A 24,825-nucleotide genomic window follows, 5' to 3' on the forward strand; every position below is an offset into this window, starting at 1 on the left:
CCCAAATGAACAACCCGTCCTCTGGGGACGGGTTGAATCATAGAGGATGAACCCGACTCCAAACTCAAAGTTTCATCTGTGTGGGCAGCCAGGTCACGATGCCGGGTACAAAATAGATCAGCATCACTGCGCCCGCCATCAGGAAGAACATGGGCATGGACACGCGGGCGATGTAGGGCAGTTGCTTGCCCGTCATGCCTTGCAGCACAAACAGGTTGAAGCCCACGGGCGGCGTGATCTGCGCCATCTCGACCACAAACACGATGAAGATGCCAAACCAGATCGGGTCGATGCCCGCTTTTTGGACCGTGGGCATGAGCACGCCCATGGTCAGCACCACCATCGAGATGCCGTCCAAAAAGCAGCCCAGGATGATGAAAAACACCATCAAGGCCATGATGAGTGCGAAGGGGCTGAGGCCCAGGCCGCCAATCCATTCGGCCAAATGGCGCGGCAAGCCGATGTAGCCCATCGACAAGGTCAAAAATGCAGCCCCCGCCAAAATCAGCGCGATCATGCAGTACAGCCGTGTGGCCCCCATCAGGGCGTCTTTGAACACGGACCAGCTCATGGAGCCTTGCAGTGCAGACAAGACCAAGGCACCGACCACACCCACCGCCGCTGCCTCGGTGGCGGTGGCCAAGCCGGTGTAGATCGAGCCCAATACCGCTGCAATCAGCAAGACCACGGGGATCAGGCTGCTCGATGCCTGCAGTTTTTGCATGAAACTCATCGGCGCGTCACGCGGCGGGATCTGGTCCGGGTGCCGCAGTGACCAATAGATGATGTAGCCCGAAAACAGCCCGGCCAGCAACAAGCCAGGCAGGACCCCGGCGATGAAGAGCTGGGCAATCGACACATCGGCCGCCACGCCGTACACGATCATGATGATGGACGGCGGAATCAAGAGGCCCAGTGTGCCCGAGCCGGACAGGGTGCCAATCACCATGTTTTCAGGGTAACCGCGTTTTTGCAGCTCGGGCAAGGTCATCTTGCCGATCGTGGCGCAGGTGGCGGCGCTTGAGCCGGACACGGCCGCAAAGATGGCGCAGCCCACCACATTGGTGTGCAGCAAGCGCCCGGGCAGGGCCTGCATCCAAGGGGCCAGGCCCTTGAACATGTCTTGACTCAGGCGGGTGCGAAACAAAATTTCGCCCATCCAGATGAACAGGGGCAGGGCCGTGAGCGTCCAGCTTGAGGCCGAGCCCCAGATGGTGACCGCCATGGCGTCTCCAGCGGGCCTGGCGGAAAACATTTGCATGCCCACCCAAGCCACACCCGAAAGCGTGAGGCCAATCCACACACCGCTGCCCAAAATTAAAAACAAGGTCAGGACCAGCAGCCCTGTGATCATCAAGTCATTCATGGCAGCTCATTCGTTGCGCAGCATCTCGCCGCTGTCAGTGGCGGCACGTTGGCCCCGGATTTCCAGCACCAGTTCATCGACAAAGGCCAGTGCAAAAATCACCGTACCCAATGCCATGGCCAGCTGCGGAATCCACAAGGGCGTGGCGTCGTTGCCCGTGGAGATGTCGTGAAACTCGAGGGATTGCCACACCAGGCGGCAGCTGTAGAAGGCGAACAAACAAGCCAGCAAGCTGGCCAGCGACAGGCTGAACACTTCCATGGCGCGACGGGCCGTGCCTTTGAACAAGCCCAGCACCAAGGTCACGCGGATGTGTTCACCCCGCTTCAAGGTGTGGGCCAGTGCCAAAAAGCCCGCCCCGGCCATGAGGTAACCCGCATAGGCATCGGTGCCGGGCACATGGAAATGGAGCTGCCGGCTCAAGATCGACAGCAGCACCATGAACAGCAGGCCACACATGCACAGCGCCGCCAGGGCGGCGGTGCTGGCATAAATCGCGTTCAACAGTCGGCGCATCGGCTCAGCGCTTGAAGGCGTCCACAATGGCCTTGCCCTCGGCGCCCGATTTCTCCAGCCATTCTTTCATGATGGTGTCGCCCACCTTCTTCATGTCAGCTTTGAGCTGAGCCGAAGGCGGAGCGATGGTCATCCCGTTGGCCTTGAGGGTTTCCAGGGTCGTGGTGTTCACTTTGCGTGACTCGGCCCAGCCCCGTGCTTCGGCATCGGCTGCGGCCTTGAGCAGGGCGTCTTGTGTGGCTTTGTCCAGCGCGTCGAAGGCCTTCTTGTTGGCAATCACCGCGTTTTTGGGCAGCCAGGCCTGGACGTCGTAGTAGTACTTCAGATGTTCGTACAGCTTGCTGTCCACGCCCGTGGCACCCGAGGTCATGGTCGATTCGACCACACCTGTGGCCAGGGCTTGCGAAAACTCGGCAGCCTGCACGGTCACAGGTTGGGCACCGACCAGTTCAGCGATCTTTGCGGTGGTGGGGCTGTACGCACGCCACTTGATGCCTTTGAGGTCAGCCGCACTGTTGATCGGTTTTTTGCTGAAAATGCCTTGTGGAGGCCAAGCCACCGAGTACAGGAGCATCATGCCTTGCTCGGCGAGCTTTTTTTCCAGCAGCGGCTTTTGGGCTTTGTAGAGCTTCATGGACTCGTCGTAGCTGTCGGCCAAAAAGGGCAGGCCGTCCACGCCAAAGGGTTGCCATTCGTTCTGGAAGTTGACCAGCAAAATCTCACCCAGCTGGGCTTGACCGCCTTGTACGGCACGCTTGATTTCCGGGGCCTTGAACAGCGAGGCGTTGGCATGCACCGTGATTTTCAGCTTGCCTGCGGTGGCCTTGTCCACGTCGGCCGCAAACTGGGTCATGTTGACCGAGTGGAAGTTGGTGGCCGGGTAGGCGGCGGGCAGGTCCCACTTGGTTTGGGCCGAAACAAAACTGGAAACAGCGAGCAAGCCAGCCAACAGGCTGAGGTGAAGGGCACGACGTTGCATGAAAACTCCTGTGAAAGATGGAAATGAACGGTTCACTGGGCAGTGCAAGAAAGGTGCCCGCTTAGCGCGCGCATCGGGTGCATCTGTCAGGTGCTCACTGTAGGCAAGGCGGGCCCGATCCGTGATCGGTGTTTTCCCTTAATGTCAACAAATTGTTGGCAAATTGTCGGCATCGGGCATAGACTTTCTCATCTTCCAAGCCTTGATAGAACCCATGCCGCGCAAAAATTCCCTCAGCAACTCTGCCGCCAGCCCTATCGTGTCCTCGGCCCACCTCGTCTCGCCCGACAGCGCCGAGATGAGCGAGTTCGAGTTCGGCCTGATCGTGGCAGGCAACGCGTTTCACCGCTGGATCATCCACTGCATGGCGGCTGCCGGCCTCAAGGACCTGACGCCGCTGGATGTGCTGGTGTTGCACCACGTCACGCACCGCGCGCGTGACAAGCGCCTGGCCGACATCTGTTTCATCATGAACATCGAAGACACCCATCTGGTGAATTACGCCCTGAAAAAGCTGCAAGGCCTGGGGGTGGTGATGTCGCAAAAACACGGCAAGGAAGTGACCTATGCGGCCACCGATGAAGGGCGCGGCTATGTGCAGCGTTACCGCGAAATCCGCGAGAGCTGCCTGATCGATGCGCTCAAGGCCGACGATGGCCTGAACCGCGACATTGGCGAGCTGGCCCGATTGCTGCGTGTGCTCTCGGGCATGTACGACCAGGCGGCGCGTGCCGCTGCTTCTTTGTGAAATTGATGTTTTGAATTCAGATTGTTGAGCGACCTATGACTGAACCCCACACCCCACCCGCTGGCACAAACCGTTGGCAATTCTGGATCGACCGGGGCGGCACCTTCACCGACGTGGTGGGCAAGCGGCCTGACGGCACTTTGGTCACGCACAAGCTGCTCTCCGAAAACCCCGAGCAATACCGCGATGCGGCGGTGGCGGGCATCCGCCATTTGCTGGGCTTGAAGCCTGGTGAACCCGTCACACCTGAACAGGTTGAATGTGTGAAGATGGGCACCACCGTGGCCACCAACGCGCTGCTGGAGCGCAAGGGCGAGGCCACGCTGCTGGTGACCACACAGGGTTTTGGCGACGCGCTGCGCATCGCCTACCAAAACCGCCCGCGTTTGTTTGACCGCCAGATCGTGCTGCCCGAATTGCTCTACAGCGCGGTGCTTGAGGCGCAAGAGCGTGTGGCGGTGGATGGCGAGGTCTTGCAGCCGCTCGATGAAGTGCATTTGCGCACCCAATTGATGCATTGGCACAGCCAAGGCGTGCGCTCGGTGGCGGTGGTTTTCATGCACGGCTGGCGGCACACGGCGCACGAGCAAGCGGCGGCGCGGCTGGCGCGTGAAGTCGGCTTCACGCAGGTCAGTACCTCGCACCAGACCAGCCCGATGATGAAGCTGGTCAGCCGGGGCGACACCACGGTGGTGGACGCGTATTTGTCGCCTATCCTGCGCCGCTATGTGGACCAGGTGGCCAGCGAAATGCCGGGTGTGAAACTGATGTTCATGCAGTCTTCGGGCGGTTTGACCGACGCCCAGGTGTTTGCGGGCAAGGACGCCATCTTGAGCGGTCCGGCGGGCGGCATTGTGGGCATGGCCCGCACGGCGCAGCTGGCGGGGCATGACAAGGTGATCGGTTTTGACATGGGCGGCACGTCCACCGATGTGTCGCACTTTGCCGGGCAGTTCGAGCGCGAGTTCGAAACCCAGGTGGCGGGTGTGCGCATGCGTGCGCCCATGATGAGCATCCACACCGTGGCGGCAGGCGGCGGCTCCCTGCTGGCCTATGACGGTGCGCGGTTTCGGGTGGGGCCGCAAAGCGCGGGGGCCAACCCGGGTCCGGCCAGTTACCGCCGGGGCGGGCCGCTGGCCGTGACCGATGCCAACGTGATGGTGGGCAAGGTGCAACCGAGGTTTTTCCCCTCGGTGTTTGGACCGGATGCGAACCAGCCGCTGGATGCCGAGGTGGTGCGCGGGCACTTTGAAAAACTGGCCCAGCAAACCGGTCGCGCCGCCGAAGATGTGGCGCATGGTTTCATCCAGATCGCGGTGCAGCAGATGGCCAACGCCATCAAGAAAATCTCGGTGGCGCGGGGCTACGACGTGACGCGCTACACCTTGCAGTGCTTTGGCGGCGCAGGCGGGCAGCATGCGTGTCTGGTGGCCGATGCCTTGGGCATGTCGCAGGTGCTGGTGCACCCGCTGGCGGGTGTGCTGTCGGCTTACGGCATGGGCCTAGCCGACCAGAACGTGATGCGCGAGGAATCGGTGGAGCGTCGCTTGGAAGCTGCGGCCATGCCTTTGATGGCCGAACGCTTGCTGGCTTTGGGCGAGACCTCGCGCCAAGCCTTGCTGGCGCAAATGGGTGCAGAGGCCTCCATTACCGACCGCATCGAGCTGCGCCAACGCGTGCATTTGCGCTACGAAGGCACCGACTCGGCGCTGGTCGTGCCCTGGGGTGATTTGAACCAATTGGTGGCGGGATTTGAGGCTGCGTATCGCCAACGCTTTGCCTTCTTGATGCAGGGCAAGGCCCTGGTGGTCGAGGCGGTATCGGTCGAGGCGGTGCTGCCCGGCGATGCGCCTGAAGAGGCTGTCCACACGCTGCAACCCGAGCGCGAAGTGCCGCGCCGTGACACGGTGCGGGTGTACGCGGCCAACGCGCAAGGCGTGGCCCAGTGGCAAGACGCTGCCCTGGTGGTTCGCGAAGACATGCGCCCGGGCGATGTGATCGACGGCCCGGCCATCATTGCCGAGAAGAATGCCACCACGGTGGTGGAGCCGGGCTGGCAAGCGCGTCTGACCTCTCTGGATCATTTGCTGCTGGTGCGCGTGCAGGCGCGGGCGGTGCAGCATGCGGCGGGCACACAGGCCGACCCGGTGCTGCTCGAAGTGTTCAACAACCTGTTCATGAACATCGCCGAGCAGATGGGCTTGCAGCTGCAGAACACCGCCTACTCGGTCAACATCAAGGAGCGCCTGGACTTCTCCTGCGCCTTGTTCAGCGCCGAAGGGCACTTGATCGCCAACGCGCCCCACATGCCGGTGCACCTGGGCTCCATGGGCGAGAGCATCCAGACCGTCATTCAAGAGAACAAAGGGCGCATGCAGCCGGGTGATGTGTTTGTGCTGAACGACCCGTATCACGGCGGCACGCATTTGCCCGACATCACGGTGATCACCCCGGTGTATCTGGACGGTCACGCTGAGCCGGTGTTTTATGTGGGCTCACGCGGGCACCACGCCGATGTGGGGGGCTTGACGCCAGGCTCCATGCCGCCGTTTTCCACGCGGATCGAAGAAGAGGGTGTACAGATCAACAACGTCAAATTGGTCGAAGCCGGGCGTCTGCGCGAAGCCGAGATGGTGGCGCTGCTGCAAAGTGGCGAATACCCCTCGCGCAACCCACAGCAAAACATGGCCGACCTGAAGGCGCAAATTGCTGCCAACGAGAAAGGCGTGCAGGAGCTGCGTCGCATGGTGGAAGAGTTTGGCCTGGACGTGGTGCAGGCCTACATGCGCCATGTGCAGGACAACGCTGAAGAATCGGTGCGCCGCGTCATCACACGGCTGAAAGACGGTGCTTTCACCTTGCCGCTGGACAACGGCGCGCAGATCCAGGTGGCGGTGCGGGTGAATGCGGCCGAGCGCACGGCCGAGATCGACTTCACCGGCACCAGCGCCCAATTGCCGAACAACTTCAACGCTCCTCGGGCGGTGTGCATGGCGGCGGTGCTGTACGTGTTCCGCAGCCTGGTGGATGACGACATCCCGCTGAACGCGGGTTGCCTGAAGCCGCTCAAGGTCATCATTCCCCAGGGCTCCATGCTCAACCCGAACCCGCCCGCTTCGGTGGTGGCGGGCAATGTGGAAACCTCAACCTGCATCACCAACGCGCTGTTTGGCGCTTTGGGTGTGATGGCGGGCAGCCAGCCGACCATGAACAATTTCACCTTTGGCAATGCGCGGGTGCAGTACTACGAAACGATTTCGGGCGGCAGTGGTGCGGGCGGTCGCTACGACGCACAAGGTCAGTTGGTGGGCGGTTTTGACGGCACCTCGGTGGTGCAGACCCACATGACCAATTCGCGCCTGACCGACCCCGAGGTGCTGGAGTTCCGCTTTCCTGTACGGCTGGACAGCTATGCCATCCGCCAAGGTTCAGGCGGCGCGGGGCGCTGGCGCGGCGGTGACGGCGGTGTGCGCCGGGTGCGCTTTTTGGAACCCATGACCGCGGGCATTTTGTCCAACGGGCGCGTTCACCCGGCCTTTGGCATGGCGGGTGGGGACAGCGGCCTGCCGGGCATCAACCGGGTTGTGCGCCGAGATGGCACTGTGCAAGAGCTCGCGCACATCGGCCAGGTCGAGATGCAAGTGGGCGATGTGTTCGAGATCCACACCCCGGGCGGCGGTGGTTTTGGCGTGACCGAGTCCGACGCTTCGATCTGAGGCTCAAGGCTTTTTCATGGGGGATGCAGGGGCTTGGCCATAGGACTGGCCTTGCACCCGTACCCCCTGCTCTGACAGGCTGGCCGCTTTTTTGGGGCCGATGCCTTTGACGCGTTGCATCACGTCTGTCCAGTCCCGGAAGGGGGCTTTTTGGCGTTCGTTCATGATGGCCCGAGTCATGGTCGGCCCTAAGCCATTCAGGCCGTCCAGTTCGATTTCCTGGGCCTTGTTCAGGTCCACTTGTGCCCAGGCGATGCCCGTCAGGAGCATGGACACAATCCCTGTGCTGATGGTGTGGCGCATACCGATTTCTCCCTGCGTTGGCGCTGCAGTTCTCTGCAGCGGCGTTCATTGTGCTGGGGCAGGTCAGATGGGTGAAGGGCGTTGCTGGCATGACTTGAAACAAGGTGTTTCAAGCCAGACCTTCACAACTCTTCAATGCGTCTGGGCGGGTAGCTGTCCCAGGCTTGGCAACCCGGGCAATGCCAGAAGTGTTCTTTGGCCTCAAATCCGCAGGCAGCGCATCGGTATCGGGCCAGGGGCCGAATGGCCTGTTCCAGTGCTTTTTGCACCGGGGCGGGCAAGGGCTTGGTGGCGCTGTGTTCGTCGACCAACCAACGGGTGGCCGCCATCAGGGAGGCGTGTTGGTTCAAATGGTCGAGGTAGCGCTGGTGTGATGCCGCTGCATGCTCCGCCGAGTCTGAGGTCAGCGCTGTGATGGCGTCGAGCACATCGATGCAGGGCAGCTTGTCGTAATGTGCCTTGAGAATTTGCGTCGCGGGTCCGGACAAGTCGGCCGCTTGAGCGGCTTTGACCAAACTGGCTACCGCCAAGGGGGCGGCCACGTCCACGCGTTCAAACAGCACCGACAGGGTCTCAAACGCTTGTGCAGCCTGTCCTTGAGACAGCTGCAATTGCCCAAGCAAGATGCGGGGTCTGGCGGCTTCGGGGGTGGTCTGAATGGCGGCGGTCAACAGTTCCGTGGCTTTGGCCGTGTCGCCTTGTTGAACGGCTTCGCGTGCTTGCTCGCATTGGTAATGGGCCAGGCGCATGTCGAAATTGGCTTCGCCTGACTTATCCAGCAAACCGGCCACCCGGGCTGCTTCAGGCCATTCGCGCGATCGCTCGTAAATCGCCAGCCGTGCCAGCCGGGCTTGACCTTCGTAGGAGGTGCCCTCCAGTTTGCGCAGTGCTTCTTCAGCGCGGTCCAGCAATCCCGCCTTCAGGTAGTCAAGCGCCAGGCCATGTTGGGCGCGTTGCCGATCGGCCCCACTCAGGTCGGCGCGTGACAGCAGGTGTTCGTGCACACGCACGGCGCGGTCGTATTCACCCCTGCGGCGAAACAGATTGCCCAGTGCAAAGTGCAATTCAGACGTGTCGGGATCGTTTTGAACGGCCTCGATGAAGGCGTCGATCGCTTTGTCTTGCTGTTCATTGAGCAGGTAATTCAGACCTTTGAAGTAGGCCCGCGGTGCCTGGCGGTTGGCGATGCGCATCTGGCGCAAATCGAGGCGCGATGCGATCCAGCCCAAGGCAAAGGCCGCAGGCAGGCCCAGCAAAATCCAGGTCAGATCAAGTTCCATGGGAGGCTTCTGGTGCAGGTTTCGACTCTGCGTTGGTGGCTGAATTCAGGCGCATGGCGTGGCGGTGCCGCCACCACCGGGGCACCATGCCCAAGACGCCCACCACCACCCCCAGACTGAACGCGGACAGCACCACCAAAACTGTGGGTGCCGACCAAAACGTGCCGAAAAAGAAGTTGACACGTGTTTCTTGCTGGTTGTTCAGCGCAAAAGCAAACAGGGTGAAAAAGACGGCGGCTTTCAGTAGCCACTGAAGCAGCCGAAGCAGACGTTTCATGGAAGACCTCGGAATCTGACTTCATTCTAACGGGCCGGTCGATGCCACGAGGGTCGCTGCGGCAGACGGGCGGGCTGACGCTGCTTGCAGCGTGGTCCGCAGCACGCATCAAGGTTTGGCTTGACCTGTGGCGGGGTTGGCGGTGCCAGCGTCCACGGCTTCGCGCAGGGCTTTGCCGGGCTTGAAATGGGGTACGCGTTTTTCAGGAATCTGAACGCTTTCGCCAGATCGAGGGTTGCGGCCGATACGGGGTGGGCGGCGGTTGATGGAGAAGCTGCCAAAGCCGCGGATCTCGATGCGGTGACCTTTGACCAGCGCGTCGCTCATGGCGTCGAGCACCGTCTTGACGGCCAATTCGGCGTCACGGTGGGTCAGCTGCGCAAAGCGGGCGGCGAGTTCTTCAACCAGATCGGAGCGGGTCATGATGTCAATGTGTTGGGTGGCTTGTGGCTGACTCAGGCACGGACCTGAAAAAAGCCTGCCCCCATGACAGGGGCAGGCTTTTCAGACAGCAAGCGTCTTCAGATCACGAGGATCAGTTGTTGTCGAGCTTGGCACGCAACAAAGCGCCCAGGCTGGTGGTGCCAGCGTTTTCGGTCTTGGCCTGCTGCGACAGCGAAGCCATGGCTTCTTGCTGGTCAGCTTGGTCCTTGGCCTTGATGGACAACTGGATGTTGCGGGTCTTGCGGTCCACGTTCACCACTACAGCGGTGACTTCGTCGCCGACTTTGAGCACATGGCTGGCGTCTTCCACGCGGTCACGCGAGATTTCGGACACACGCAGGTAACCCACGATGTCTTCGCCCAGGTCGATTTCAGCGCCCTTGGCATCCACAGACTTGACCTTGCCGGTGACGATCTGGCCTTTGTCGTTGATGGAAGTGAAGGTGGTGAAAGGATCGGAGTCGAGCTGCTTGATGCCCAAGCTGATGCGCTCGCGGTCCACGTCCACAGCCAAGACCAAAGCCTCGACTTCTTGACCCTTCTTGAATTCGCGCACGGCGTTTTCGCCGGTTTCGTTCCAGGACAGGTCGGACAGGTGCACCAGGCCGTCGATGCCGGCAGCCAAGCCCACGAACACGCCGAAGTCGGTGATCGACTTGATCGGGCCTTTGACGCGGTCGCCGCGCTTGGTGTTTTGAGCAAACTCTTGCCATGGGTTGGCACGGCACTGCTTCATGCCCAAGCTGATGCGGCGCTTGTCTTCGTCGATCTCTAGGACCATGACTTCGACTTCGTCGCCCAGAGCCACGATCTTGGATGGGGCCACGTTCTTGTTGGTCCAGTCCATTTCAGACACGTGCACCAAGCCTTCGATGCCGGGCTCGAGTTCCACAAACGCGCCGTAGTCGGCGATGTTGGTGATCTTGCCGAACATGCGGGTGCCCTGTGGGTAGCGGCGGTTCACGCCCATCCAAGGATCGTCGCCCATTTGCTTGAGGCCCAAGGACACGCGGTTTTTCTCGGTGTCGAACTTGAGGATCTTGGCGGTGATTTCCTGACCAGCGGTCACCACTTCGGAAGGGTGACGGACACGGCGCCAGGCCATGTCGGTGATGTGCAGCAAGCCATCAATGCCGCCCAGGTCCACGAATGCACCGTATTCGGTGATGTTCTTGACCACACCGTGAACGATGGAGCCTTCGCGCAATGTTTCCATCAGCTTGGCGCGCTCTTCGCCCATGGAGGCTTCCACCACAGCGCGGCGGCTCAACACCACGTTGTTGCGCTTGCGGTCAAGCTTGATGACCTTGAATTCCAGGGTCTTGTTCTCATAGGGTGACAGGTCTTTGGTAGGACGTGTGTCGACCAAAGAGCCGGGCAGGAAGGCGCGGATGCCGTTGACCAACACGGTCAGGCCGCCCTTGACTTTGCCGCTGGTCACGCCAGTGACGAATTCGCCGGATTCGAGTGCTTTTTCCAGAGACATCCACGAAGCCAGACGCTTGGCGGTGTCGCGGGACAAGATGGTGTCGCCGTAGCCGTTTTCGATGGAGCCAATGGCCACGGAGACAAAGTCGCCGACCTGGACTTCGACTTCACCCTGGTCGTTCTTGAACTCTTCGAGGGGAACATACGACTCGGACTTGAGGCCGGCGTTGACCACGACGAAGTTGTGTTCGATGCGCACCACTTCAGCGGTGATGACTTCACCGGGGCGCATTTCGGTACGTTGCAGGGATTCCTCAAAGAGGGTGGCAAAAGATTCAGACATGTGATTTCCTCATCCACAAGTGCAGGACTGACGAGCGCGACATGCGTCGTTTCCAGGAGCTGACTGTGGCGGTTTCTTTTTGCGGTGTGAACCGCGGTCAGGTTGAACAACCCACACCGCCGATGTGCCTGTCGGCACGGAAGGGAGCGGTGTGGACCACTGTGAGCCGCTGACAGGTCAGCAGCTCTTACTTTGCCACCAGTCCAGTACCTGCGCCACCGAGGCTTCGATGGAGAGGCTGGAGTTGTCCAGTTGCAAGGCATCTTGCGCGGGCATCAAAGGCGCCACGCTGCGGGACATGTCCCGGGCGTCACGTGCTTCCAAGTCAGCGCGAAGACTGTCGATATTAGCCGAAAAACCCTTAGAAATCAATTGCTTATGCCGTCTTTCGGCCCGTTGGGCGGCGCTGGCGGTCAGAAACACCTTCAAAGAGGCATTCGGAAAGATCACCGTGCCCATGTCGCGGCCGTCGGCCAAGAGGCCGGGCAGTCGGCGAAAGCTGTGTTGCAGCTGCACCAAAGCTTCGCGCACGGCAGGCAAAACGGACACTTTGGAGGCGTTCATGCCGCCTTGTTCGCTGCGGATGGCGTCGGTCACGTCCACGTTGTTCAGCAGGACCTGCTCGCCTTCAAAGCGCACGGGCAGGTTGCGGGCCAGCTTGGCGATGGCGGCTTCGTCGGCGGCTTCGAGCGTCAGGCCCGCTTGCAAAGCTGCGTAAGCCGTCACGCGGTAGAGTGCACCCGAGTCCAGGTAGTGGTAACCGAGCTGCGCGGCCACCCGGCTGGCGAGCGTACCCTTGCCAGATGCGGTGGGGCCATCGATGCAGATCACCGGGATGTTGTGGGCGGCTGTGTGCGCCACCGAGAACAAGGCCTCGAAGTAGTCCGGGAAGGTCTTGGCCACGCACTTGGGGTCTTCGATACGCACCGGAACCTGGTCTGCGTTGAAGGTCGCCAGCGAGAAGCACATGGCCACACGGTGGTCGTCGTAGGTGTGGATGCTGGCGCGTTGCCACTGGCCCGCAGGCAGGGGGTGGATGGTGATCCAGTCCGGGCCTTCTTCCACATTAGCCCCGAGCTTGCGGCTTTCATTGGCCATGGCCGCGATGCGGTCGGTTTCCTTCACGCGCCAGCTGGCGATGTTGCGCAGCGTGGTGGGGCCGTCGGCATACAGCGCCATCACGGCCAGCGTCATGGCGGCATCGGGGATGTGGTTGCAATCGAGGGTGAGACCCTTGAGCGGCCAGGCGCCGCGGTGGATTTCGAGCCAGTTGGGGCCGCTGGTGATCTTCGCGCCCATTTGCGCAGCGGCGTCCATGAAGCGGATGTCGCCCTGGATCGAGTCGGCCCCAACGCCCTGTATGCGGATGCCATTGCCTTTCGCGATGGCGCCCAGCGCAATGAAGTAGCTGGCCGAAGAGGCGTCGGCTTCGACATGCATTGTGCCTGGCGACTGATAGCGGCTGCCTGCCGGGATCACAAAGCGCTCCCAGCCCTGACGCTCCACGGCGATGCCGTAGCGGGCCAGCAGATTGAGCGTGATCTCGATGTAGGGCTTGCTGATGAGTTCGCCCACCACCTCGATGGTGATGGCCCGGTCTTGGGCCGCCAAGGGCAGGGCCATCAGCAGCGCGGTGAGGAATTGGCTGGAGACATCGCCGCGCACGGGGATGGGTTTGTCCAGCTGGAGTGTGGGCTGGCGCACGCGCAGGGGCGGGTAGCCCTCGTTGCCCAGGTAGTCGATGGCGCAGCCCAGCTCACGCAGCGCATCGACCAGGTCGCCAATGGGGCGTTCATGCATGCGGGGCACGCCTTTGAGGGTGAAGTCACCACCTTGTACCGCCAGTGCAGCGGTGAGCGGGCGCATGGCCGTGCCCGCGTTGCCCATGAAGAACTCGATCGCCTCGGTGGGCCAGGCACGGCCGCCCAAGCCGGTGATGGTCACTGTGGTGCCATCGACCTGAACGCCGCAGCCCAGTTGGCGCAGCGCGGTCAGCATCACGCGGGTGTCGTCCGAGTCCAGCAGGTCGTGGACCACGGTGGTGCCTTGGCACAGCGCCGAGAGAAGCAGCACGCGGTTGGAAATGCTTTTGGAGCCGGGCAGGGTGACGGTGCCGGACGCGCCTTGCAAAGGTGGCAGATCAAGGAAAGCGGTGGAGAACATGGTGTCAATCTTCAGTGGCGTTGTTGCAAGCATTGCCCGCTTGCAGCGTCCAGCCCGAGCGTACATCGCTGGCTTGTTGAATCAGCTGTTGCAGCGCGGTGGTGTTGCCCGAAAGAAGGGCGGTTTCAAATTGGTCGAGTGCTGCACGAAAGTGCGCCACTTGCAAGAGGACTTCGGCATGGTTGGCGCTCAGGATGTCGCGCCACACCGACGCGTCACTGGCGGCGATGCGTGAAAAATCTCGGAAACCGGGGCCCGCCATTTCTAGGAATGCCGTGCCCTGTGGTTGGGCCGTGAGGGCGTTCACCGCTGCAAAAGCCAGCATGTGCGGCAAATGGCTCACGGCCGCAAACGTGGCGTCATGGGCTTCGGGCGTCATGGCGCTGACATGGCTGCCCACGGCCGTCCAGACGTCGTGCGCGGCTTGCATTTTGTGGATGCCGGTTTGGGGCAGCGGCGTGAGGATGGTGCGGCGGTCTTGGTACAGCGTGGCCTCGGCGTGCTCGATGCCCGCGACTTCCTTGCCCGCAATCGGGTGGGCCGGCACAAAGCAGTTCAGGCGTTCGCCCAAGGCGGCTTGCGCAGCAGCCACCACATCGCATTTGGTCGAGCCCACGTCCATCAGCAGGGCATCGGGTCCCAGCGCCTCGCGCATGGCGGCAAAGCTGTCGTGCATGGCACCCACGGGCACCGCCAGCAAGACCAGATCGGCCCCTTGCACGGCTTCTGCTACTGAAGTGCAGGCCTGGTCGATGACTTTCAAATCGACAGCGCGTTGGCGGGTTTTTTCTGAAGCGCTGAAACCAGTGATGTGTTGCACCCCACCTGCTTTGCGCAGGGCGAGCGCGAAAGAGCCCCCCATCAGGCCGCAGCCGATCAGCGCGAGGCGTTGGAATGTCACGCTGCGCTCACTCGGAAACTGGGTAGGAACCCAGCACCTTGTAGAACGCGCACAGACCTTGCAACTCTTGCAGGGCCGCCGCCACATGGGGCTCGCTGATGTGGCCTTGCAGGTCGATGTAGAAGTAATACTCCCACTGGCCGGATTTGGCGGGTCGTGACTCGAAGCGGGTCATGGACACGCCGTTGTTCTTGAGCGGCACCAACAGATCGTGCACCGCACCGGGTCGGTTGGGCACCGACACCACCAGGCTGGTGCAGTCTTTGCCTGAAGCCGGTGGTGTGGCCAGGGTTTGCGGCAAGGCGATCACGGCAAAGCGGGTGCGGTTGAAGGCTTCGTCCTGGATGGCGTGGTGCACGATGTGCAGGCCAAACTGGCTGGCCGCGCGTTCGCTGGCCAAAGCAGCCCAGGCCGGGTTGGTGGCCGCCAGGCGGGCGCCTTCGGCATTACTCGACACAGCGCGGCGCTCTACGTGCGGCAAATGTTTGGACAGCCAACCCTGGCACTGGGCCAGCGCCTGCGGGTGGGCCATCACGACCTCGATGCCTGCGTCCGAGTTGAGCTGGCGTAGCAAATTGAAGCGCACCTGCAAGCTGACTTCGCCCACCACATGCACGGGCGAGCGCAGGAACAAGTCGAGCGAGCGGGCCACCACGCCTTCGGTGGAGTTTTCCATGCCCACCACGCCGTATTGGGCGGTGCCTGCGGCGGTGGCGTGGAAGACTTCGTCGAAGTTGGCGCAGTAAATCAGGTTGGCGGCACTGCCAAAAAATTCAATGGCCGCCTGTTCGCAGAACGTGCCTTGGGGCCCAAGCACCGCCACGCGCTGCGGGGCTTCCAGCGCCAGGCAGGCCGACATGATTTCGCGCCAAATGGAGGCGACGTGTTCGTTTTTCAGGGGGCCTGGGTTGGCGCTGGTGATCTTGTCGATGACCTGCGCCACGCGGTCGGGTCGGAAGAAGGGTGAGCCTTCGGCGCGTTTGATCTCGCCGACCTGTTCGGCCACATGGGCGCGCTGGTTCAGCAGGCTCAGCAGTTGCTTGTCCAGTGCATCAATTTGCACACGCAAAGCGCCCAAGGCGTCCGACTGGATGGGTTGTTGGCTCATGTCTCTTGTACTTTCTGGCGGCCTGGTTGAGGGACCTCAGGCCTGTGTTTTTTCAAATTCGCGCATGTAGGCCACCAGAGCCTGCACACCTTCAAGAGGCATGGCGTTGTAGATGCTGGCACGCATGCCGCCGACCGATTTGTGGCCCTTGAGTTGCAGCAGATTGGCCGCTTTGGCACCCGCCAAAAAGGCTTCGTTGCGCGACTCGTCACGCAAATAGAAGGGCACGTTCATGCGTGAGCGGCAGTCCTTGGAGACCTTGTTGACGTACAGGCTGGAGCTGTCGAGAAAGTCGTACAGCAGCTGGGCCTTGGCGATGTTGCGCTGTTCCATGGCGGCGATGCCGCCGTTTTTCTTGAGCCACTGGAACACCAACCCGGCAATGTAGATGCTGTAAGTGGGCGGCGTGTTGTACATCGACTGGTTGTCGGCCACCAGTTTGTAGTCGAAGGCGCTCGGGCAATGTGGCAGGGCATGGCCGATCAGGTCTTCGCGCACGATGACCAAGGTCAGGCCCGCAGGCCCCAAATTTTTTTGCGCACCACCAAAAGCCAGACCCACGCGAGACCAATCCACCGGGCGGGAAGCCACATGAGAGGAAAAATCCACCACCAGAGGGACGTCACACCCCAGGGCTTTCAGGTCGGGCAGTTCGTGGAACTCCACGCCGTGGATCGTTTCGTTGCCGCAGATGTGCACATAGCGACTGTCCGCACCGATCTGCCACGTGGCGGGGGTGGGCAGAGTGGTGAACCCGTCGGTCTGGGACGAAGCGGCCACGCGTGCAACACCGTATTTACCGGCTTCTTTGTGCGACTTCTGACTCCAGCTGCCTGTCAGCACAAAATCCATGGCCCCGCCTTGCGACAGGTTGAGCGGCACGATGGCATTCTCGGCCAGGCCACCGCCTTGCATGAACAAAATCCTGAAATGGGCGGGCACAGCCAGTAGCTCACGCAAGTCCGCTTCGGCCTGCTCGTAGATGCTGATGAACTCCTTTCCGCGGTGGCTCATCTCCATCACGCTCATGCCCGAGCCGTGCCAGTCCAACATTTCGGCCGCAGCTTGCTGCAAAACGGCCTCGGGCATGACGGCGGGCCCCGCCGAAAAATTGAACGCTCTGCTCATGCCTTATTCCGCGGCAGGTGCGCTGTCGTCGGTCGAAGCATCCGCATCACCCTCGGCGGCATTCGCGTCGTTTTCGACGATGCGTTGCAGGCCTGAGAGTTTGGCCCCTTCGTCCAGACCGATCAGGGTCACGCCTTGTGTGGCGCGGCCCAGCTCGCGGATTTCGGCCACGCGGGTGCGCACCAAAACACCTGTGTCGGTGATCAGCATGATCTCGTCATCGGCGTGCACCAAGGTGGCGGCGACGACTTTGCCATTGCGCTCGGATTGCTGGATGGCGATCATGCCCTTGGTGCCACGGCCGTGGCGGGTGTATTCGGTGATGCTGGTGCGTTTGCCGTAGCCGTTTTCGGTGGCGGTGAGCACGCTTTGGGTTTCATCTTCGGCCACCAGCATGGCGATCACGCTCTGGCCTTCTTCGATCATCATGCCGCGCACGCCACGGGCACTGCGGCCCAGTGGACGCACATCGTTTTCGTCAAAGCGCACGGCCTTGCCACCGTCGCTGAACAGCATCACATCGTGTTGGCCGTCCGTCAGGGCTGCGCCAATCAAGAAGTCACCCTCATCCAAATTGACGGCAATGATGCCGCCCTTGCGGGGGTTGCTGAATTCGTCGAGCGAGGTTTTCTTGACCGTGCCCATGGAGGTGGCCATGAACACGTATTGGTTATCGGGGAAGGTGCGCGCCTCGCCGGTCAGGGCCAGGACCACGTTGATCTTCTCGCCCTCTTGCAGCGGGAACATGTTGACGATGGGGCGGCCGCGCGATCCGCGTGAACCCGCAGGCACTTCCCAGACTTTGAGCCAATACAAGCGGCCGCGGTTGGAGAAGCACAGCAGGTAGTCGTGGGTGTTGGCGATGAAGAGTTGGTCGATCCAGTCGTCTTCTTTCGTGACGGCGGCTTGCTTGCCCCGGCCGCCGCGTTTTTGCGAACGGTATTCACTCAGCGGTTGACTCTTGATGTAGCCGCTGTGCGAGAGGGTCACCACCATGTCGGTGGGCGTGATCAGGTCTTCGGTCGAGAGGTCTTGTGCGCTGTGTTCGATCTCGCTGCGGCGAGAGCCAATCTTGGTCTGGCCAAATTCCTGACGCACGGTGCCCAGCTCGTCGCCAATGATGGTCGATACACGCTCGGGCTTGGCCAGGATGTCCAGCAGGTCTTCGATTTCGGCCATCACCTCTTTGTATTCGGCCACGATCTTGTCTTGCTCCAGCCCGGTCAGGCGTTGCAGACGCATTTGCAAAATCTCTTGCGCTTGCGTGTCCGACAGGCGGTACAGGCCATCCTGGCCCAGGCCGTATTCGCGCTCCAGACCTTCGGGGCGGTAATCGTCGGCGTTGACCACCGAGCCATCGTCCCGGGCACGGGTCAGCATGGTGCGCACCATCTGGCTGTCCCAGGCGCGGGTCATCAGTTCGGTCTTGGCCACGGGTGGTGTGGGGGCGCCTCGGATGATCGCGATGAAATCGTCGATGTTGGCCAAAGCCACCGCCAGGCCTTCGAGCACATGGCCGCGGTCGCGCGCTTTGCGCAGCTCGAACACGGTGCGGCGTGTCACCACTTCGCGGCGGTGCTGCAGGAAGACCTGGATCAGGTCTTTCAGGTTGCAGAGCTTGGGCTGGCCGTCAATCAGAGCCACCATGTTCATGCCAAAGGTGTCTTGCAGCTGAGTCTGTTTGTACAGGTTGTTCAGCACCACCTCGGGCACCGCGCCGCGCTTGAGTTCGATCACCAGGCGCATGCCCGACTTGTCGGATTCGTCCTGGATGTGGCTGATGTCTTCGATTTTCTTCTCGTGCACCAGCTCGGCCATGCGCTCTTGCAGGGTCTTTTTGTTGACCTGGTAGGGCAACTCGTCGACCACAATGCATTGGCGCTGGCCTTTATCAATGTCTTCAAAATGGCACTTGGCCCGCATTACCACGCGGCCGCGCCCGGTGCGGTAGCCTTCCTTGACACCGGTCATGCCGTAAATGATGGCGCCTGTCGGGAAGTCGGGCGCAGGCACGATTTCCATCAGCTCGTCGATCGACGCTTCCGGGTTGCGCAGCAAGTGCAGGCAGGCATCGACCACTTCGTTCAGGTTGTGCGGCGGGATGTTGGTGGCCATGCCCACGGCAATGCCGCCCGAGCCGTTGATCAGCAGGTTGGGCAGGCGTGAGGGCAGCACCAGGGGTTCTTTTTCCGAGCCGTCGTAGTTGGGGCCAAAGTCAACCGTTTCCTTGTCGATGTCGCCCAGCATCTCGTGGGCGATCTTGGCCAGGCGGATTTCGGTGTAACGCATCGCCGCTGCGTTGTCGCCGTCCACCGAGCCGAAGTTGCCCTGGCCGTCCACCAGCATGTGGCGCATCGAAAAGTCCTGCGCCATGCGCACGATGGTGTCGTACACCGATTGGTCGCCGTGCGGGTGGTATTTACCGATCACGTCGCCGACGATACGTGCCGACTTCTTGTAGGGGCGGTTCCAGTCGTTGTTCAGCTCGTGCATCGCGAACAAAACCCGGCGGTGCACAGGTTTGAGGCCGTCGCGCGCATCGGGCAATGCACGACCCACGATCACGCTCATGGCGTAATCGAGGTAGCTGCGCCGCATTTCCTCTTCCAGACTGATGGGCAGTGTTTCTTTGGCGAACTGGGTCATAAAAAGAGTGAGGGATAAATGGACGCAATGTGAATCCACGATTTTAGGTGCAAGCCGATGTCGCGTATATGCAACATTTAGGATTCATCCGATTCGTTGGCGGACATGCACGTGCACCAATTAACGAACAGGCCTTCCGTCTATGGCACAATATTTGTCAACGGTTCAGGTGACGGTCATCTGAAACGTATTTTTTTCGCAGCGAGTCTGCGGCTTTATCCCTCAAGAGGAAGACCATGAAGAAATTCAACAAAGTGGCGATGTTGTTTGCCTCCGCAGCTCTCGTAACAGCCGCAGGCGCTCAATCGGTTGACAACTGGCGTAACGGTTCCGGCGACCTCGTCTGGAAAAACGGCACCCAAGAACTGTGCTGGCGTGATGCCAACTGGACTCCCGCCACTGCAGCCGCTGGTTGCGACGGTGCCATCGTGGCTCCTAAAGCTGCTCCAGCTCCAGCTCCAGCCCCTCAAGCTGCCCCAGCACCTGCTCCCAAGGCCGCTGCACCTGCACCAGCACCCGCTGCGGCCACCAAGGTGACCTACGCTGCTGACGCTTTCTTTGATTTCGACAAAGCCGTGTTGAAAGCCGAAGGCAAAGCCAAGCTGGACGACCTGGTCGGTAAAGTCAAAGGCATCAACCTGGAAGTCATCATCGCTGTGGGTCATACCGACTCCGTGGGCTCCGATGCTTACAACCAGAAGCTGTCTGTCAAGCGCGCTGACGCTGTGAAGGCTTACTTGGTGACCAAGGGCATCGAGAAAAACCGTGTTTACACCGAAGGCAAAGGCGAGAAGCAGCCAGTTGCCGACAACAAGACTTCTGCTGGCCGTTCCAAGAACCGCCGCGTGGAAATCGAAGTGGTTGGCACACGCGCCAACTGATCTGCTCCAGATCACCCCAAAAGCCCCAGCAATGGGGCTTTTTTTTGGCCGTTTTTTCTGACCAACCCCCTGTTGACCGACAATTCAGCTCATGACTGCACCCATCACCCACGCTTCCAATGTTGATCCGGCCGAATTGGCCAAGTTCTCTGATCTGGCCCACCGATGGTGGGACCCTGAAAGCGAATTCCGTCCCCTGCACCAGATCAACCCGCTGCGCCTGGAATGGATTCATGGCCTGGTGCCCCTGGGGGGCTTGAAGGTGGTGGATGTGGGCTGCGGTGGTGGCATCCTGGCCGATGCCATGGCCCGCAAGGGCGCGCAGGTGCTGGGCGTGGATCTGGCCACCAAATCCCTCAAAGTGGCCCAGTTGCATGCGCTCGAGGCCGGAACACAAGGTGTGCAATACCGCGAAATCAGCGCTGAGGCGCTGGCCGCAGAGCAGCCCGCGCAGTTCGATGTGGTCACCTGCATGGAAATGCTGGAACACGTGCCCGACCCCGCGTCGGTGGTCAAGGCCTGTGCCCAAATGGTCAAGCCCGGTGGCTGGGTGTTTTTTTCCACGCTCAACCGCAACCCCAAATCCTTCCTGTTTGCCATCGTCGGGGCCGAATACATCCTGAAACTCTTGCCCAAAGGCACGCACGAGTTTGCGCGCCTGATCAAACCCAGCGAACTCACGGCTTGGGCACGTGAAGCCGGGCTGGATGCGCAAGGGTTCAAAGGCATGGAATACAACCCCTTCACCAAGCGTTACTGGCTCAGTCAGGACACCAGCGTGAACTACTTGCTGGCGTGCCGGAAAGCCTGACCATGTTCCACAACGTACAAGCTGTTCTGTTTGATCTGGACGGCACACTCATCGACAGTGCCCCGGACTTGGGTGCGGCGGCAGACAAAATGCGCACCGATCGCGGTTTGCCGTCTTTTCCCCTTGATCACTACCGACCCATGGCTGGCGCCGGGGCACGGGGCATGCTGGGCATCGCCTTCGGCATGACGCCCGAACACCCCGACTTCGAGGCCATGAAGGAGGAGTTTTTCGTCAATTACGAAAGTTGCATGACCGAGCGCACCCGCATCTTTGAGGGCGTGGCCGACATGGTGGCCCGTTTGGTCGCGCAAGGATTGCCTTGGGGGGTGGTGACAAACAAATCCAGCCGATTTACCGATCCCCTGACCCTGGCCATGGATCTGTTTGCCACAGCCGGGGCGATTGTCAGCGGTAACACCACGCCCCACGCCAAGCCGCACCCTGAACCCCTGTTCGAAGCTGCGCGGCGTTTGTCGGTCGACCCGTCGCGTTGTGTGTATGTGGGCGACGACGAACGCGACATCGTGGCGGGTTTGGCTGCAGGCATGGGCACCGTGGCGGCCACCTACGGTTATTTGGGCCAACAGGCTGATATTTCTCGCTGGAATGCCCATTTGCACATTGATTCTCCGATGGACCTCTTGAAATTCCTCCAGAGCGCCTAAAATAGTAGGCTCAGGGGCTGCACTGGTTTCGACATGGGTTCGGACGCGTGGCAGGGCATGTCGAGGTTCTGATCCTCGTTAATCTTCGGAAAAAAAACTAACTGCAAACGACGAACGTTTCGCACTCGCCGCTTAATCCGGTGAGCCTTGCAACAGTTGGCCGATAGGCTGGGTTAGGGTGATGGGGGTGTCAAAGCCTCCAAAGTCCTAGCTGCAAGGTAAAACATATGGGCTGGCATCACCTCGGGTACCTTGGGGTGGTGTGAGAAAAAAGGGTGCTGGCTGGGTGTTCAGCGTGTCGCTGCGCGGTGCATTTGGCGAGACTCAAATCAGACGACTACACATGTAGAACTGTACGAAAAAGGCTTATGGACGGGGGTTCAAATCCCCCCAGCTCCACCATATGCAAGCAAAAAAGCCGCTGGGTTAATACCCAGCGGCTTTTCTTTTTGGGTGGTTGGGCTTGCCCTGGTGGGGCTGATCAGGCTTGAGCAGCCGCAGTTTTGTTGTTGTCCTGCGTGTGCAGTTCAATGTACCTGCCGGCCAGGAAGGCGGTGAAGAAGCCGTTGAACCAGTCCATGTTGATGGGCTTGGCCATGAAGATGGTGCCTTCTGGCAGGCCGCCTTTGGCTTCAACTTCTTCTGGAGTCAAGGCAGACAACACCAAGGTGGTCATGCGGTTGAATTGCTGGTTTTGACGAAGGGTTCGCAGCAATTCAAAGCCGTCCACGCCGGGCATGTCCAAATCTGTGATCAGCACATCGGGTTTGATGCTGGAGATGTCGATCAAGGCCTCCAAGCCGGATGACATGGCCGTGCAGTCGACCGGCATGCTGGAACGGTTGCAGTAGCCGCGCAGCATTTCACGGGTGACCGCATCGTCTTCGACGAGCAATACGCGAAGACGGTTGTCGCGTGGCTCGTTGGGGATGGTCAGCATGTTGTGCTTGCGTTGGTATTCGCGGATAGAGGGCATCGATATCCGGCGATGGCCTCCTTGCGTCTTCCAAGCTTGCAGCTCATTTTTTTCGACCAGTGTTTGAATCGTACCGACCGACAGCCCCAGCAGCTTGGCTGCATAGGTGGTGCCGCAGTAGTCTTCTGGGGTGTCAGGAGTGGTATTTGTTTGCATGATGGTTTATTTTAGTAATAAAAGTATAAAAAACATTCTATGAATAATCTTAAAAAATATTAAAAGATTTTCTTTCGAAACTTTACTGCCCAATAGGCGCTCTTTTCGTGAAGAGTTCCAAATTGAAATGGATTTCATAGCACCTTGGCTTGGTCTCCGCCGCGACAAAGTCAGACCGACGCCAAAGGTGTTGGGCGATTAACATGCAGCACCACCTTCATAGAGGAGTTTGCTGATGCCCGCACACGCTGCTGTCTGGCCTGCGCGCCTGCCCTTCCGGATCACTGCGCCTGCCACGTCCCTGTGGACGAACCTGGCGATCAGCGCCTTGCGATACCCCGACAAAGCCGCGTTGGTGTTCATGGGCCGGGTCTGGACTTACCGTGAGTTGATGGCCAGCGCCGAGCAGCTGGCGGGGCAGCTCAAGGCTTTGGGCGTACAAGCGGGTGACCGCGTGGTGCTGGACATGCAGAACTGCCCGCAGCTGGTGATCACGCACTTTGCCATTTTGCGCATCGACGCGGTGGTGGTGCCGGTCAATCCGATGAACCGGGCCGAAGAGCTCAAGCACTACATCACCGACCCGGACACGAAAGTCGCAGTGACCACGGCCGATTTGGCCCCGGACTTGGCGCAGGCCAGCGAGGCTTTGCCCTCCGAGCACCGCCTGAAACACCTGGTGGTGACGCAGTTCACCGATGTGTTTGACCCGGCTGCCCTGGGGCCCGATGACATGCCAGACGCCTGGCGGCCTTGGTTACTGCCCGTGCGCGATTTGCCGGTTTTGAGCTCGGGTCAGGTACATGCCTGGTCCGCTGTGATGGCGCAGCCCGCCGTGGCTTTGCCGCCACCCCAGGCCAAACCTGACGACCTGGCCATCTTGCCCTACACCAGCGGCACCACCGGGCTGCCCAAGGGCTGCATGCACACACATGGCACCATCATGCACAATGCCATGTCCAGTGGCCTGTGGGGCAATGGCACGCCGGAAAACGTGACCCTGTGCGTGGTGCCCATGTTCCACATCACCGGCATGGTGAGCGTGATGCACACCAGCATCTTGCTGGGTGCCAGCCTGGTGGTGATGCCGCGCTGGGACCGCGATGTGGCGGGGCATTTGATCTCCAAATGGCGTGTGACGCACTGGACCAACATCCCGACTATGGTGATCGACCTGCTGGGCAGCCCGCACATGGACCGCTATGACTTGACCAGCTTGACCTACATCGGTGGTGGTGGTGCGGCCATGCCCGAGGCGGTGGCCCAGCGTTTGCTGGACCAGTTTGGACTGCGTTATGTGGAGGGCTATGGCCTGACCGAGACCGCCGCGCCTTCGCACACCAACCCGCCCGATGCGCCAAAAAAACAGTGCCTGGGCATCCCCTTCATGAGCGTGGAGTCGCGCATCGTTGACCCCGAGACCCTGGCCGAATTGCCGCCCGGCGAGTCGGGCGAGATCGTGATCAGTGGGCCGCAGGTGTTCAAGGGCTATTGGAAGCGGCCGGAGGCGACAGCGGCGGCGTTTTTTGAGCGCGATGGGTTCCGGTTTTTCCGTTCGGGCGACATGGGCCGGGTCGATGAGCAGGGTTACTTTTTCATGACCGACCGCCTGAAGCGCATGATCAATGCCAGCGGCTTCAAGGTCTGGCCGGCCGAGGTCGAGGCACTGATGTTCCGCCACCCCGCCATCCAGGAGGCCTGCATCATCGCCACACGCGATGCATACCGGGGCGAATCGGTCAAGGCGGTGGTGGTTTTGCGGCAAGACCACAAGGGCAAAGTGTCCGAGCAGGACATCATGGACTGGTGCCGTGAGAACATGGCCGTTTACAAAATGCCCCGCGCTGTGAGTTTTGTCGATGCCTTGCCCAAGAGCGGCAGCGGCAAAGTCATGTGGCGGGCACTGCAAGAGGCCGAATTGGCCGCCTTGGCCACACCAGCAAAAGCGTGAACGCCCGGTAGGCAAAAGCCTGAGTTCCTGTTTGAA

The 24,825-nt window shown here is 60.8% G+C and carries 20 protein-coding genes and 1 other RNA gene; 7 read left to right on the plus strand and 14 right to left on the minus strand.

Annotated elements, in window-relative coordinates:
- Nucleotides 1-64 precede the first annotated feature (64 nt).
- The 3 genes from B9Z34_RS08380 to B9Z34_RS08390 are packed head-to-tail and all read right to left on the minus strand — an operon-like array spanning nucleotide 65 to nucleotide 2,861.
- Nucleotides 65-1,366 (minus strand): TRAP transporter large permease, encoded by a 1,302-nt coding sequence (locus B9Z34_RS08380; RefSeq protein ID WP_108427670.1) that lies wholly within the window; start codon nucleotides 1,364-1,366, stop codon nucleotides 65-67.
- A gap of 6 nt (nucleotides 1,367-1,372) precedes the next feature.
- Nucleotides 1,373-1,882, minus strand: coding sequence for a TRAP transporter small permease (locus B9Z34_RS08385; protein WP_108427671.1), 510 nt, complete (start codon nucleotides 1,880-1,882; stop codon nucleotides 1,373-1,375).
- A gap of 4 nt (nucleotides 1,883-1,886) precedes the next feature.
- Nucleotides 1,887-2,861 (minus strand): TRAP transporter substrate-binding protein, encoded by a 975-nt coding sequence (locus tag B9Z34_RS08390; protein ID WP_108427672.1) that lies wholly within the window; start codon nucleotides 2,859-2,861, stop codon nucleotides 1,887-1,889.
- 214 nt (nucleotides 2,862-3,075) lie between these two features.
- Here B9Z34_RS08390 and B9Z34_RS08395 point away from each other — a divergent pair, with 214 nt between their 5' ends.
- Nucleotides 3,076-3,609, plus strand: a complete 534-nt coding sequence (locus B9Z34_RS08395) for a winged helix DNA-binding protein (protein ID WP_108427673.1) — start codon at nucleotides 3,076-3,078, stop codon at nucleotides 3,607-3,609.
- 35 nt (nucleotides 3,610-3,644) lie between these two features.
- A complete protein-coding gene (locus B9Z34_RS08400; protein ID WP_108427674.1) occupies nucleotides 3,645-7,325 on the plus strand; it encodes a hydantoinase B/oxoprolinase family protein in 3,681 nt (1,226 codons plus the stop codon).
- Nucleotides 7,326-7,328: 3 nt separating this feature from the next.
- Here the strand turns inward: B9Z34_RS08400 and B9Z34_RS08405 are convergent, their stop codons facing one another.
- From B9Z34_RS08405 to gyrA, 10 genes are all read right to left on the minus strand, one after another.
- On the minus strand, nucleotides 7,329-7,628 hold the full coding sequence (locus B9Z34_RS08405; RefSeq protein ID WP_108427675.1) for a helix-hairpin-helix domain-containing protein: 300 nt from the start codon (nucleotides 7,626-7,628) through the stop codon (nucleotides 7,329-7,331).
- Between the two features lie 122 nt (nucleotides 7,629-7,750).
- Nucleotides 7,751-8,908, minus strand: coding sequence for a lipopolysaccharide assembly protein LapB (gene lapB / locus B9Z34_RS08410; RefSeq protein ID WP_108427676.1), 1,158 nt, complete (start codon nucleotides 8,906-8,908; stop codon nucleotides 7,751-7,753).
- Nucleotides 8,898-9,185 (minus strand): lipopolysaccharide assembly protein LapA domain-containing protein, encoded by a 288-nt coding sequence (locus B9Z34_RS08415; protein WP_108427677.1) that lies wholly within the window; start codon nucleotides 9,183-9,185, stop codon nucleotides 8,898-8,900. The genes lapB and B9Z34_RS08415 overlap by 11 nt, the downstream gene beginning before the upstream one ends.
- Nucleotides 9,186-9,293: 108 nt before the next feature.
- On the minus strand, nucleotides 9,294-9,608 hold the full coding sequence (locus tag B9Z34_RS08420; protein WP_108427678.1) for an integration host factor subunit beta: 315 nt from the start codon (nucleotides 9,606-9,608) through the stop codon (nucleotides 9,294-9,296).
- A gap of 112 nt (nucleotides 9,609-9,720) precedes the next feature.
- Entirely contained in the window at nucleotides 9,721-11,400 is a 1,680-nt protein-coding gene (gene rpsA / locus B9Z34_RS08425; RefSeq protein WP_108427679.1) for a 30S ribosomal protein S1, read from the minus strand.
- Nucleotides 11,401-11,577: 177 nt separating this feature from the next.
- A complete protein-coding gene (locus B9Z34_RS08430; protein WP_108427680.1) occupies nucleotides 11,578-13,563 on the minus strand; it encodes a bifunctional 3-phosphoshikimate 1-carboxyvinyltransferase/cytidylate kinase in 1,986 nt (661 codons plus the stop codon).
- Nucleotides 13,564-13,567: 4 nt separating this feature from the next.
- Nucleotides 13,568-14,464, minus strand: a complete 897-nt coding sequence (locus B9Z34_RS08435) for a prephenate dehydrogenase/arogenate dehydrogenase family protein (RefSeq protein ID WP_233249499.1) — start codon at nucleotides 14,462-14,464, stop codon at nucleotides 13,568-13,570.
- A 7-nt stretch (nucleotides 14,465-14,471) separates the two neighbouring features.
- A complete protein-coding gene (gene pheA / locus B9Z34_RS08440; RefSeq protein ID WP_108427682.1) occupies nucleotides 14,472-15,572 on the minus strand; it encodes a prephenate dehydratase in 1,101 nt (366 codons plus the stop codon).
- A gap of 36 nt (nucleotides 15,573-15,608) precedes the next feature.
- A complete protein-coding gene (serC, locus tag B9Z34_RS08445; protein ID WP_108427683.1) occupies nucleotides 15,609-16,700 on the minus strand; it encodes a 3-phosphoserine/phosphohydroxythreonine transaminase in 1,092 nt (363 codons plus the stop codon).
- 3 nt (nucleotides 16,701-16,703) lie between these two features.
- A complete protein-coding gene (gene gyrA / locus B9Z34_RS08450; RefSeq protein WP_108427684.1) occupies nucleotides 16,704-19,346 on the minus strand; it encodes a DNA gyrase subunit A in 2,643 nt (880 codons plus the stop codon).
- Between the two features lie 236 nt (nucleotides 19,347-19,582).
- Here gyrA and ompA point away from each other — a divergent pair, with 236 nt between their 5' ends.
- From ompA to ssrA, 4 genes are all read left to right on the plus strand, one after another.
- Nucleotides 19,583-20,227: an outer membrane protein OmpA gene (ompA, locus tag B9Z34_RS08455; RefSeq protein WP_108427685.1), complete on the plus strand. Its 645-nt coding sequence runs from the start codon at nucleotides 19,583-19,585 to the stop codon at nucleotides 20,225-20,227.
- A 91-nt stretch (nucleotides 20,228-20,318) separates the two neighbouring features.
- Nucleotides 20,319-21,038, plus strand: a complete 720-nt coding sequence (gene ubiG, locus B9Z34_RS08460; RefSeq protein ID WP_108427686.1) for a bifunctional 2-polyprenyl-6-hydroxyphenol methylase/3-demethylubiquinol 3-O-methyltransferase UbiG — start codon at nucleotides 20,319-20,321, stop codon at nucleotides 21,036-21,038.
- A 2-nt stretch (nucleotides 21,039-21,040) separates the two neighbouring features.
- The gene (locus B9Z34_RS08465; RefSeq protein ID WP_108427687.1) at nucleotides 21,041-21,706 is read left to right on the plus strand and encodes an HAD-IA family hydrolase; all 666 of its coding nucleotides are present in this window, start codon (nucleotides 21,041-21,043) and stop codon (nucleotides 21,704-21,706) included.
- A 13-nt stretch (nucleotides 21,707-21,719) separates the two neighbouring features.
- Nucleotides 21,720-22,108: a transfer-messenger RNA gene (ssrA, locus tag B9Z34_RS08470) on the plus strand.
- Nucleotides 22,109-22,187: 79 nt separating this feature from the next.
- Here ssrA and B9Z34_RS08475 read toward each other — a convergent pair.
- Entirely contained in the window at nucleotides 22,188-22,838 is a 651-nt protein-coding gene (locus B9Z34_RS08475) for a response regulator (RefSeq protein ID WP_108427688.1), read from the minus strand.
- A 235-nt stretch (nucleotides 22,839-23,073) separates the two neighbouring features.
- On the opposite strand from B9Z34_RS08475, the gene B9Z34_RS08480 reads away from it, so the two are divergent.
- Entirely contained in the window at nucleotides 23,074-24,789 is a 1,716-nt protein-coding gene (locus B9Z34_RS08480; RefSeq protein WP_108427689.1) for a long-chain fatty acid--CoA ligase, read from the plus strand.
- The last annotated feature ends 36 nt before the right edge of the window (nucleotides 24,790-24,825 follow it).

This window comes from Limnohabitans sp. Hippo3, from assembly GCF_003063665.1.
Lineage (GTDB): Bacteria > Pseudomonadota > Gammaproteobacteria > Burkholderiales > Burkholderiaceae_C > Limnohabitans_A.